Annotated in this window: 9 protein-coding genes; 5 read left to right on the forward strand and 4 right to left on the reverse strand. The window is 72.1% G+C overall.

The window, feature by feature from the left end; all coding sequences use genetic code 11:
• Positions 1–99: 99 nt before the first annotated feature.
• Entirely contained in the window at positions 100–900 is an 801-nt protein-coding gene (locus ABTY56_RS21670; protein ID WP_350630589.1) for a maleylpyruvate isomerase family mycothiol-dependent enzyme, read from the forward strand.
• 193 nt (positions 901–1,093) lie between these two features.
• On the opposite strand, the gene ABTY56_RS21675 is transcribed toward ABTY56_RS21670, so the two are convergent.
• Together ABTY56_RS21675 and ABTY56_RS21680 are read right to left on the reverse strand one after the other, a co-directional pair.
• Positions 1,094–1,372 carry a hypothetical protein gene (locus tag ABTY56_RS21675; protein WP_350630590.1) on the reverse strand — a complete coding sequence of 93 codons (279 nt, stop codon included), beginning with the start codon at positions 1,370–1,372 and terminating at the stop codon, positions 1,094–1,096.
• An 88-nt stretch (positions 1,373–1,460) separates the two neighbouring features.
• Positions 1,461–2,702, reverse strand: a complete 1,242-nt coding sequence (locus tag ABTY56_RS21680) for an NAD(P)/FAD-dependent oxidoreductase (RefSeq protein WP_350630591.1) — start codon at positions 2,700–2,702, stop codon at positions 1,461–1,463.
• 460 nt (positions 2,703–3,162) lie between these two features.
• Here ABTY56_RS21680 and ABTY56_RS21685 point away from each other — a divergent pair, with 460 nt between their 5' ends.
• Positions 3,163–3,684 carry a hypothetical protein gene (locus ABTY56_RS21685; protein WP_350630592.1) on the forward strand — a complete coding sequence of 174 codons (522 nt, stop codon included), beginning with the start codon at positions 3,163–3,165 and terminating at the stop codon, positions 3,682–3,684.
• A 352-nt stretch (positions 3,685–4,036) separates the two neighbouring features.
• Here ABTY56_RS21685 and ABTY56_RS21690 read toward each other — a convergent pair whose 3' ends face one another.
• Positions 4,037–5,257 (reverse strand): alpha/beta hydrolase family protein, encoded by a 1,221-nt coding sequence (locus tag ABTY56_RS21690; RefSeq protein WP_350630593.1) that lies wholly within the window; start codon positions 5,255–5,257, stop codon positions 4,037–4,039.
• A 100-nt stretch (positions 5,258–5,357) separates the two neighbouring features.
• Between ABTY56_RS21690 and ABTY56_RS21695 the strand changes: the two genes are divergently transcribed.
• Positions 5,358–5,948: a TetR/AcrR family transcriptional regulator gene (locus tag ABTY56_RS21695; RefSeq protein ID WP_350630594.1), complete on the forward strand. Its 591-nt coding sequence runs from the start codon at positions 5,358–5,360 to the stop codon at positions 5,946–5,948.
• 52 nt (positions 5,949–6,000) lie between these two features.
• Here the strand turns inward: ABTY56_RS21695 and ABTY56_RS21700 are convergent, their stop codons facing one another.
• Entirely contained in the window at positions 6,001–8,751 is a 2,751-nt protein-coding gene (locus ABTY56_RS21700; protein WP_350630595.1) for a tetratricopeptide repeat protein, read from the reverse strand.
• A 348-nt stretch (positions 8,752–9,099) separates the two neighbouring features.
• Here ABTY56_RS21700 and ABTY56_RS21705 point away from each other — a divergent pair, with 348 nt between their 5' ends.
• Positions 9,100–10,317, forward strand: coding sequence for a barstar family protein (locus ABTY56_RS21705; RefSeq protein ID WP_350630596.1), 1,218 nt, complete (start codon positions 9,100–9,102; stop codon positions 10,315–10,317).
• Between the two features lie 304 nt (positions 10,318–10,621).
• Positions 10,622–12,145: a hypothetical protein gene (locus ABTY56_RS21710; RefSeq protein WP_350630598.1), complete on the forward strand. Its 1,524-nt coding sequence runs from the start codon at positions 10,622–10,624 to the stop codon at positions 12,143–12,145.
• The last annotated feature ends 15 nt before the right edge of the window (positions 12,146–12,160 follow it).

Here is a 12,160-nt window from a genome sequence, read left to right on the forward strand (position 1 = left end):
CAGACAGGCGGTGGGAGGCGAGGACGTCCGCAATGGCCAACCGGCGGCGACTGTGAAAATCGCTGGCCGATCACCGGAGCACGGTGATAGATATCCGGCGTGGAAAAGAATCTTGAGTTCCCTGACCTGCTGCGACTGATCGATGAACGGTCGAGCGCTTTCCGCGACGCGGTCGCCGCCGCGCCCAGTCTCGACGCACCGGTGCCGACCTGCCCCGGCTGGACGCTGTTCGATCTGGTGAAGCACCTGGGTGGGGGAGATCGTTTCTGGGCCGCCATCGTCGGCGCCGGGCCTGCCGACGCTCCCCCGGCCGAGGCCGCCGCTGCGCGCGCCGCTCTGGAACTGCCGCGGGAGCGTGAGGCCCTGCTGGCCTGGTTGGCCGCGTCGACGCAGGTTCTGCTGAGTGCTCTGCGCGAGGCAGGACCGGAGGGCGGCTGCTGGACGTGGTGGCCTGCGTCGCAGTCACCGCAAACCTCGGGCGGAGTCGCCCGGCACCGGGTCCAGGAGAGCGCGGTGCACACCTACGACGCGCAGCTCGCCGGGGGCGCCCCGCAGCCGCTGCCGGTCGAGGTGACACTCGACGGTGTGGAGGAGTTCCTGTTCACCGTCTGCGGAACGCCGAGTGCCTGGCCGCACAAGCCCACGGCCTTCGACTTCCACGCTGCCGAGGGCCACTCCTGGCGCCTCACGGTCGACGGCGACGGCGCCCGCTCCGCCCGCATACCCGCGCCCACTGCCGCGACCGGCGAGGACTCGGACGCAGCCGGCGCCTCCGTCCATGGCACGGCCAGTGAGTTGGTCCTCTACCTGTACGACCGTATCCAGGCCGACTCCTTGCGCGTTGACGGAGACGCAGGACTGCTCGACCTGCTCCGAGCCTGGGAGCCGGAGGAAAAGTAGGACGTAGCGGGGGTGGTCGGCCGCGCCTCGAGCCGGTAGGACGCGACTCTTCGCCGGGTTCGTCAGTCGCTGCGCCGGGCTCAAACCCGCGAGGCGGCCTGGGCGTCACCACTATCAGGTGCTACTTCCTTGATCAGGAGTTGCACCGAAGACCGTTCAGACGCCGTCCCGGACAGTCGTCACGCCGTGACGCCTACCGGGACGGCTCCTGAGTGGCCTCCAGGCGCTCGCGCCACGCACTGGTGCGGCAGGCCGGAGAGCAGAACCGAGAGTACAACCGCTTGCGGACGCTGATGATCCCGTTGCACTGCTCGCACCGGCCCGCGCCGAACACGGTGTCGCTGAAGATGACCGCGGTGCCCCTGCTGATCAGCAGGTCCCGGCGCCGGCGCCGGCGCCAGGCCCGCTTGCGGCAGTCCGGCCCGCAGAACGGCTTCCGGGCGGGCGCGTCCTTCGGAGCGCCGTCCGGCACCACGGGCAGCGCCGAATCCGTCGGGTCACGCCACCAGGGTCACAGCCCCACCGTGCAGCGGCTCGACCACGCAGGCCCAGTCGAACCATCACTGCCTCGGACCGGCCAGGTCGACCAGGACCTCCCGGGCGGCCCGCGCGCCCGAGGCGAGCGCCCCCTGCACCGAGCCCGTGGCCCGGTGGTCCCCGCACACGTAGCGCCCCGGCGCGAACCGCGTGGCGCGGCTGAGCAGGAGCGGTGCCGGCCCGGCCGGCAGCGCCTCGGCGATGCGGTACTCGGCCAGCTGCTCCCACGCCGAGGTGTCCGCCCGGAACATCGTGCCGGCCCGCGCCCGGGCCGCCCGCTCGTCCGCGCCCGTCCCCAGGACCGAGGTCGACACCAGCGCCCGCCCGTCCGGCGAGCAGCCGGGGACGACCTCCGACAGCACCACCGTGTTCAGCACCTGCCGACCCGCGTCCACGACCAGCGTCGGCTCGCGCAACGGGCTGACCGGCGCCGCGTGGTAGAAGGTCGTCACCGCCCGTGACGCCGGTACCTCCAGGCCCGGCAGCAGCCGGGCGGCCTGCGCCATCCCGGTCGCCACCACGACCGCGCGGGACGCCAGCACCGAGCCGTCCGCGAGTGCCACCCCGTCCGCCGTCACCCCCTCCACCCGCGTGCCGAGCAGCAGCCGGTCCTGCGGCAGCCGGGCCGCCAACTGCCGCGGCACGGCCCCGATGCCCTCCTGCGGCAGGCACAGACTCCCGCGGATCATGCTGCGCCACACCAGGTGGAACAACCGGCTGGAGGTCTCCAGCCCCTCCTCCAGGAACACCCCGGCCAGGAACGGGCCGAGCACCCCGTCGACGGTGCGCCGCGACACCCCGGCCCGCCGCAGCGCCCGTGCGGTGCTGGTCTCCGGCAACCGCTTGAGCAGGGCTGCGGGCAGCGCCGCCGCACCGACCCCCAGCAGCCCCAGCGCGGCCAGGTCGCGCAGCGGCAGCAGCGCGCCGGGCAGCAGGTCACCGGCCTGGCCCGGGCACCTGGTCGGATCGACCACGCGGTGCGAGCCCCGCGCGTCGGCCAGCAGGAACCCGGGCGTGAACGGGCGCAGCCCCAGCGCACGCAGCTCCAGACGGCGCCTGACCTGCGGGTAGGCGGTGTTGAACACCTGGAAGCCGCGGTCGAGCCGGAACCCCCGGACCACGTCGGTGCGCATCCGCCCGCCCACCTCCTCGGCGGTTTCCACGACCAGGACGTCCCGGCCGGCCGCCGTCAGGTCCAGTGCGCAGGCCAGACCGGCCAGGCCCGCGCCGACCACGACGACCTCGGTCACTGCACTCCGGCTCATCGCACTCCACCTTCCCGACCCGTGTCCGATCCCGGCCGGCACGCGGCCCGGTGGGCGTGCGCCGGCGAGCGCAGGCCCGCAGTCAGGCCCTGCAGCGACCCGCCGGCCGGCAGCCGTCCGTCGACGTGGTGTGTCATTGGTCTTCCTCGGTCTTCCTCCCGAGCCGCCGTACGGTCCCGATCCATTCGGAGCCCGGCGGACGAACGGATTGGACCCGGTGCGCCCGCCGCCGCGGAGCCCTTCGGTCAAGAAGGGGCCGCAGGCCTCCGGCGGGGGCTGCCCGTCACGGCGCAGGCGCCGGAAATCGAGGATCGTGCTGCCGTCGGCGGCTTCCGTGTTTCCCCGGATTTCCCTGCCGACAGGACTCGGCCTCGGTTGTCCGTGGTTCTCCGGCGGGACTCAACGGCCAGGCGTACCAAGCACCTTGCCACTCGTCATCGCCGGTCGCACACTGCTCGGTATGGGGGACTCGTCATGGCTGATCGCTGCCATCACCGGTGCGACCGCGGTCACCGCAAGCTGGACGACGGGCCGCCTGTCGGCCAGGTCGGCCCGCCAGACGGCCGAGCTCAATGCTGCCGAAGACCGGCGCGGACACACCAGACAGGCCCGTCGCGCCGCGTACCTGGAGTTCATCGCCTCCATTCACGTCACGGGAAACCTCCACGGCAACGCGATGGCACTGTTTCGCGGGGCGACCCATCCCGAGTGGCGGACCGTACTCGCCGGGATCCACAAGGACCTCCGGGGCAACTACCACGACCGGTTCCTTCCCGCACTCGACATCGTGTGCCTGGAGGGTCCCGATGATGTCGCGGAAGCCGCCACGGCCGTCCGTCCCGCTTCGACCAAGGTCTTCAAGCTCGTGGAGAACATCCTGCGAGGCCCCGGCGACCCAGCCGAGCTCCCCGCGAGCTGCGCGGACCTCTGGGACATCGTGGAAGCGTTCACCGACACCGCACGACGCGCCCTGAACACGTAGCCCCGCGCGGGCCCGCCACGAGGGCAGGCCGGGGCGAGCCGGCCTCGGGTGGGAGCCCGGTGCACTCGACACACGCTGAGCCGTCGACCACCGGCCCCGACGCGGCCGGGGTTGGGGCCGGGGCGCCGAACCCCGGTATCGAGTCCCGCTGTTCGTCCCGATCGTGCCGGTGGCGGGGAGGGGCGTGCGGTGCCGGCTGGTGCCCGGTGTGGAACGGGCCGAGGCGGTCGGGTCGTTCACGGCCGTATGCGCCTCGGCCTTCGTGGTGCGGAAGGTGCGGTGGACCCGTTGTCCACCCGGTAGGTCCGGGTTTCGCGGAAGGGCGCGAAGCGGGACGCTTTTCGGGGCCTCCTCAGGCGGTCGCCTCGAGGGTGTCGTCGAGCCAGTCGTAGATGCGGGCCTGGGTCAGGCGCATGGCGCCGGGGTGGCAGTGGGCGCCGGCGCCCTCCTCGGCGGTGAAGACCATCAGGGTCTTGGGGCAGGTGAGGTGGTCGTAGAGCTGTTCGGGCTGGCCCTGGAAGAACATGTCCTCTTCGGCGTCGCAGACGAGGGTGGGGCACTGGATCCGTTCGGCGATGCCGCCGGCGAGGCTGTAGTCGAGGTAGGAGGCGTTGAAGGCCCGCGGGGTGTCGACGCCCATGACGTACATGCCGTGGTTGATCGCCCAGCGGGCGATCGGGTCCCTGGTCATGATCTCGTCGAGGGCGGCGTCGAGTTCGGGAGCGGACTGGGCGCGCAGGAGCCGCTCGGCCTCCTCGCGGGTGCCGGGGACGTTGCGGACGGAGGTCTGGCCGAGGTCGTAGAGGCCGTCGACGGCCACCAGCGCGGCCAGGCGGTGCTCGAACGCCGCGGCCCTGGGGGCGAGGACGCCGCCCATGCTGATGCCGAGGAGCGCGATGCGGTTGTTGTCGACGTCCGGGAGGGTCTCGGCGAAGTCCACGACGGGGGTGATGACGTTCTCCCAGTCGGGGCGGAAGACCAGGCCCTCGTGGTGGCGCGGCCCGGGCATGCCGGGGCCGTCGAAGACCAGCACGGTGTAGCCGCGTTCGACGCCGGCCATCGCCCCGAAGAAGTGCAGTTCCTCGGCGGTGCCGTCGAAGCCGTTGTGCATGATCAGCGTCGGCCGCGGCGTCCCGGAGTCGTCGACGCGGTACAGGTAGCCCGGCAGGGTGGTGTCCTCGTACGGGATCTCGACGGGCTCGATGACCGGGGTGAACAGCGCGGCCGCCGCCCGGAAGCACGCCACGCTGCGGTCGTAGGCGTGGTCGTGGCGGGGGTCGCAGGGGTGGCCGTGCAGGAAGAACTCGGCCGACCGGTAGTAGTTCGACGCCCGCAGGAACCCGTCCCGGGCGCTGATCCGGTGACCGGCCGCCAGCGCCTTGTCGGCCTCGCCGGCGACGCGGTCGGCGGTGGCCATCCACTCGGTGTACCAGCTGGCGTAGTCGCCCTCGACGATCCGCTCGCCGGTCGAGACGACCTCGCCGAAGTCCGCGCCGCCGTAGGCGATGTGGCTCATCGACCGGAGGGTCTCGTACCAGAACTGGATGTTGTTCGGGAACAGCAGCTGCTTCATCACGCACTCTCCTTCGCTCACAAGCACAGATTTGTGCTTGTGAGTGGAACTGTAGACCCCGCGGGCCGCGGAAGCAAATATTTGTGCTTACGATGGGGGCATGCCTCAGAAACAAGAGTCCGAACGAGTCCGCAGGAGCCCTGAACAGGTCCGCGCGGCCGTCCACCAGGCGGTCGTCGACCTGCTCTCCGACCCGCAGGGCGAGGAGCTCAACATCCCCGCGATCGCGCAACGCGCGGGCGTCAACCACACCAGCGTCTACCGGCGTTGGGGCAGCCTCGACGCACTCCTGGCCGACACGGTCACCACCCGCCTCGAACGCAACTCACCGCTGAACGACACCGGCTCGCTGCGCGGCGACCTCCTCGCCTGGGCCCGAGCCAGCGTTGCGAGCATCCGCACGTCCGAAGGGCGCGCCCTCGTGCGCGCCGTCGTCCTGTCCATGCCGACCGGCGCCCAGGCCCCCGGCGAGCGTGCGCAGCAGTTCCAGCGCCGAATGCACTCCATCGAGCAGATCCGGCAACGTGCGGCGGCCCGCGGCGAGGACCCGCCGCCCCCGGAGCAGATCCTCGACCAGCTCGTCGCACCGTTCTACATCCGGGTCATCTTCGGCATCGACCTGCCGGCCGACGGCTACCCGGAGCTCCTCGTCGACAGGTTGCTCGGCAGCGGCGAGGGCAGCGGCAGCTGACCCGGGCGCCGGGCCTGCCGGCGCTGTCGGCTCAGCCCTCAGCCCTCAGCCCTCAGCCCTCACCCTCGGCCCCGGCACCGGGTGCACCGTCGCGCCCCCGCAGCGCGGCGCGGGCCGCCTCCGCGAGGCGGCGGGCGTCCTCCAGTGCCTCGTCCAGTGCCGGCAGCCGGGGTCGCACGTGCGGGCCGACCGCCTCGATGGCCAGCTCGGCGTCCTTCGCGGCCCGCGCCGGATCCTCGGCGAGGAGGGACTCACCCCGCAGGACGCGCAGCAGTGCCACGGCGTGGCGCCCCGACAGCGTGCTGTCGTCGTGCGGGCCGAAGACGCGTTCCTGGTGGGGCCGCAGGGCCTCGGCGAGCTTCAGGGCCCGGTCCAATTGGCCCGCCGTGGCGTAGGCGTTGACGAGGTTGCCGGCGGAGATCAGGGTGTCCGGGTGGTCCCGGCCGAGGATTCGCGACCGGAGCGGCAGGACGCGCTCCGCGATCTCGACGGCCTCGTCGTGGCGCCCGGTCCGCCGGTACGACACCGCGAGGTCGGCGAGGGCCTTGAGGGTGTCCGGATGCTCGGGGCCCTGGACCCGTATCCGGTCCATCACGACCTGCTTCCGCAGGGTGAGGGCTTCCTCGTCCTGCCCCGTCGCGGCGTACGAGGAGGCGAGGGAGGCCCGGACGGCCATGGTGTCGGGGTGGTCGGGCCCGAGGATGCGCTCGGAGACCTCCAGCACCTTCTCCTCGATCTCCATCGCGTCCGTCAGGCGCCCGGCCTGGGCGTAGCTGGAGGCGAGGCTCGCGAGTGCGATGAGCATGCGGGGGTGTTCGCCCGTGCCGAGCAGGTTCAGGAGTTCGACGACGACCCGTTCCTTCAGGGCGAGTGCTTCCTCGTACCGTCCGTTGATCTCGTAGGTGAGGGCGAGGTTGTTCCGTGAGTTGACGGTGTCGGAGTGCAGCGGGCCGAGCACCCGTTCCCTGGCGGCCAGGACGTGTTCCTTGAGCGTCACCGCGTCGCTCTCGTAGCCGACGTCCGTGTAGGAAGCGGCGACGGAGCTGAGCGCCGTGAGGGTCCTGGGGGCGTCGGGGCCGAAGAGGCGCTCGTGCTCGACCGCGACCCGCTTCCGGAGGGCGAGGGCCTCCGCGGCGCGGCCGGCCAGCGCGTAGGAGGCGGCCAGGTTGCTCTGGGAGGCGAGGGTGCGCTCGTCCTCGGGACCGAGTTCGGCCAGGTCGGCCTCGACGTCCCGCGACCAGTGCTCGACGGCCTCGGCGTGCAGTCCGGCACCGAGGAGACTCAGCCCTGCTCTGTCGCGCAGCGCGAATCCCGGGAAGAGCCGGAGGACCTCGGTCCCGACCGTGTCACGCAGGATCCCGGTGTTGGCCCGGAGGCTGGCGGCGAGGCGGTGGTCGAGGTGGTCCTCGTGCGGCCAGAGCTGGTGCATCGCGAACATCACCGCGGACTGGACCGGGGTCGGCTTCGGGGTGGTGTCCCTGGCGGCGCGGGCGGTCAGGGCGTGGATGGAGACCTCCCGGTGGGCGGCCACCGTGCCCCGCCGGGGGACGTCGACCCCGGCCGGGTAGCTGCTGATCAGGTTGTAGGTGTGCAGGACGGCGAGGGCGGTGAGCGCCTCGTCGGCGGTGACCGGCGGGGGTTCTCCCGGTTCGGCCGGCTCCGCGTCCGGCGCGCTGCCGGGTGCGGTCGAACCGGGCACCGCCGCTCCGGCGGCGCGCTGCTTCGCGAGGTACTCGGTCACCGCCCTGGTGGTCCAGAGCTCGCGTGGGTGTCCGGCCGGGTCGAGCAGGGCCGCGAGCCGGACGGCCGGGACGGCGAGGCCCTTGGGCTCGGTCTGCTGGGCGGCGTCCAGCGAGATCAGCAGCGCCGCCGTGACGGGCCGCCCGTACAGTTCGGTGTCCGCCTCGGGCGGCAGCACGGCGTCCAGGGCACGGGTGCGCTCCCGGAAGAGTTCCAGGTAGGCCCTGCAGGTGCGCTGCTGATTGACCATGTAGGCGGCGGCGTGGGCGAGGGCGAGCGGCAGCCGACCGAGCGCCTCGGCGAGCTCCTCGGCCTGCGGGTCGAGCAGGTAGGGGTAGCCGGCGGTGGTGAGGCGTTCGCGGAGGTAGGCGACGGCCTCGGCCGCGTCGTAGACGTCGACCGGGACGACGGCCCGCCCTCCGCCGGAGGCGTGGGCGCCGCGCTGGCGGGTGGTGGCGAGGACCCGGCCGTTGCCACGGCGTGACCGCCCGGGCCACCGCGGTCCGGTGGCGGTGAAGTCGGTGACGTCGTCGAGGACCACCAGCCAGCTGCGCTCCGTGCTGCTGAGCCAGTTGAGGAAGCGCTGGGCGTCCTGCGCGACGCGGTCGGGGGCGTTGGTGGCGCCCGGCAGCTGGACGGCGGCCGCGGCCTCGGCGTACGCGAGGAGGACGGAGACCGGGTCGGTGGCGGCCGCCCAGACCACCACGTCGACGCCGTCCTCCAGGGCCTGCCAGGCGTAGTGCGCGGCCAGCTGGCTCTTTCCGACCCCACCGCCCCCGGCGAGGACCTGGGAGAGCACCACGGTCTCGTTCCCGGCCCGCACGCGGTCGATCGCCTCGCGCACGGCGGTGCGCGGCTGGAAGGCGCTGGCCAGGATCGGGATGACGCCGACGGACACCGGCCATTCCGGTGGCGCGGGTGGCGGCAGGTGGACGGTGACGGTGTGGCCCTGGACCACCGGACCGTTGACCGTCGAGTTGTCGATCCGGTTGACGACGACGTTCACGTCGCCATCCGCCTCCGCGCCGTCCTGCGACCGCTTCGACGGCATCGCTTCGTTCATGATCTGATCCTCCGTCAATCATGTGACGGCGCACATCCTTGCGCGGGACACCGCCGATCGGCACGGGTTCGGCCGAACTCGCCCACCGCATCCCGCCCGCCGGGCACCCGCACGTCCGGGAACACGGCAGCCCCCGCCGGGCGCGATCGTGCTCCGGCGAGGGCCGCCACCGCGTGCGACCGGATCCTGTGCTCCGGGTCGTTGGCGAAGGCCTTGCGCTGGGCGGTGGTCCGGGTGGCGGCGCCGACCGGCGGGGAGCGTCATTTCGGGCGCGCGATATTCGGAGGCATGTGGCGGCCGTGACTCGTATCGTGTGCGCGCGACGATCGTCCGTTGGTGGGGAGAAGTGTGCGGTCCGAGGAACACGTGGCGTGGGGGCGGGACTTCCCGGTCCGGTACCTCCTGGTGCGGGAGTACTACGACGACGATGACGAGAAGGCGGGGGAGCTCTGGGGGCGGTGCGCGGAGGTCGAGGGACTGTTCATGGACCCGCCGCCGCTGCCGCGTGAGGTCCTGACGCTGCGCGGTTGCCCACGCGAGAGCGGGCTGTCCCGGGCCGTCCTCCGGTCGTCCGATCCGGTGCGGCTGCTGGGCGACGTGAACCTCTTCATCCACCCCGAAGATCCCATGACCGACAGCCCCCGGTTCTGGGAGCTGGAGAACGTGGCCGTCCTGGCCCACCGGCCCACGCTCGGTGATCCCGATCGCGTGGACATCACCGTCGGTGCCGGCGTCGAGGACGACTGCGGCCCGCAGCTCGAGCCGGCCCCGCAGATCGACCTGTGGGCGAGCGCTCTGGTGGCCGCCGATCCGGCCGGTAGCTGCCTCTCGATCGACGGCCTGTCCGGACCGCGTCCGCAGGGGCAGATCCAGCCGCTGCATCTGATCGGCTGCGAACCCGCCGAACCCCTGCTGGCCGAACTCCGCTCGCCACGGCAGGAGGGCGACCAGGTCCTCGCGTTGTGGGCGGTGGACCGCAACGGCCGTCGGATGACCCAGTACGACCTCCACTTCCGCTCCGGTGACGCCCGCCCGTCCGTCCTCGGCGGGACCCTGGTCGACATCACCGTTCCCGACCCCAGCGGCGGCGGCCGGCACGACCCGTGGCTGGCCGACCGCCCCACCCTGGCAGCCTGCCGGGTCTGGGAGGCCTGGTACGACGGAATCCCCACCCGGCCCAACCAGTGGGCCCCGTTCGACGCCGCGGGCAGGTCCGAGTGGCTCAAGCTCACCAGCGTCGGACCGTACGGGGTGGGCATCGGTCGCTCGGGCGGCACCTACGATCTCGACGGACGGCACGTCACGGACCGCCTCGGCCTGCTCCTGGCACTCGGCGAGGCCCTCCTCGGACCCGGTGCCAACTACGGACAGGGCCTTGAGTCGGTCAAGGACTATCTGTTCGGCGGACCTTCCGTCGTACCCCCGTTCACCCTCGTCTGGCACCATGCCGACGTGGCTCGCACCGCTCTTGCCGAGGACGTCCTCAACCCTCGCACCGACCTGTCGTACTTCGATGAGGCCGTGGACCTCCTGAGGACGTACCGCGTCACCGTCGTACTCCGGTGACGGCAGCTTCCCGGTCCGCCCGACCCTCCCCGCAGGGCCGGGCGACTCCCCGGTCGCCGTGATGCGAAGGTGTCGAGAATCCCGACGAGCCCGGCCCATTCAGGGGCGGGTCGGCAGGTCGTCCGATGGTGAGCGATGAGGCAGGCGGGACAGGACGGGCAGCGAAGCGAACTCCCGTACGACGAGGACGTCTTGACCGCCGACGCCACCACTGCCGATCGCGGTGGAATGCGGGTCAGGGCGCCCGGATCGGCGCTACGCTCGCGGACAGGACGGAAGTGAACTTCCCTTGAAGGGAGTCCCCATGACCACTGCCCTCCGCTTCGAGGACGTCGTGGAGAGGAACCGTCACCTCCTCGACGATCCGGTGGCACACCGCCAGGCGGTCGAGCGGTCCAACCGCTTCGCGCTGCAGAACGGCCTGATCAAGATCCCGCCGCTGAAACTGCTCGGCAACGCGGTATCCCTGACGGCGTACCAGACTGGTTTCCGGAACCAGGGCTCGCGCGGCACCTGCTACGCCTTCGCCGCCTGCGCCGCGCTGGAGGCCGCGTACAAGCGCAAGTACGGCGTCGAACTCGACCTCTCGGAGCACTTCGCGTTCCACCTGAACAAGGCCGGGGAGCTCTACCCGGACTACGTCGGCAACACCACGCCGCACGAGAACAACAGTTCCTACTGGGGCTTCCAGGGCAGCTCCGACATCGTCGACAAGCTCGCCAGGTCGGCGATCCCGGTGGAGTCGCTGGCCCCCTACCTCGACGGCCCGGCGATGGACCGGCTCAGGATCGACACCCCGGCGAGCGGGTCGCTCGACTGGACCTCCTCGCAGGAGCAGTTGGACTCCTTCGAGTTCCACGAGCGGCACGTGCCCACCGCGGCCCGCCTGGCCGCGACGTACCGGGTGACCGACCACGGTGCGCTGCCGGGCTCGCCCACGCCCGCGCAGGTCGAGGCGGTCATCGCGGGCGGCCACGAGGTGGTGGCGGACGTGCCGGGCCACTGCATCCTGATCGTCGGCTTCGACCGCGACCGACGCGTCTACACGGTGAAGAACTCCTGGGGCGAGGGCCACTTCATCGAGCTCTCCTACGACTCGGCGGACTGGCCGATCCTCGGCGGCCGGTACGTCATCGACGTCGACGCCAGGGACGCCGCCCCGCAGACCGCGGCCTGCTGGGTCGGCCGCTGGCAGATGGACCACGACGGCTGGCGCGGCGAACTCGTGATCCGGCGCACCACCGACTACCGCCGCGGCGCGGGCGACCCGACCAAACTCGGCAACTACTACCGGGACGGCCGGCGCTGGGACGTCAACGGCACCACCACCCAAGGCGGCCAGGGCCTGCAGTTCTGGATCGCCGACACCACCGACAGGGTCCAGCCGGGAGCCCGGGAGGGGCAGGAGTTCCAGGCGTACGTGTTCTCCTGGGACCGGGCCGACGCGGCGGGCTCCACCACCTGGAGCGGGATGCCCTTCGGGGTCAGCCTCTCGCGCTCGGCCCTACCCGGTACGCCGACGCGGGGCTTCGCCGCCAACGACTGGATCGGCCGCTGGGCCATGAACCACGACGGCTGGAACGGCACCCTGCAGATCACCTCGGCCGCCCCCTTCGGCGCCTCCTACACCACCTTCGACGGCCGGACGCTCCCCGTCAGCGGCGGCCCGGACGGTTCCCTGCCGCACGTCCTGAACATCACGATCCCGTTCTCGCCCGACAACATCCAGCCGTTCCAACTCCTCGCCCACACCTGGGAGAAGGACGTGTTCTCCGGCCTCACCCAGTGGGGAGGACTGCACTTCGGCGTCCGGGGCCGCCGCAGCTGACCGACGCACCGTGCC

Origin of the sequence: Kitasatospora sp. NPDC097691, assembly GCF_040302665.1 — a bacterium.
Lineage (GTDB): Bacteria > Actinomycetota > Actinomycetes > Streptomycetales > Streptomycetaceae > Kitasatospora.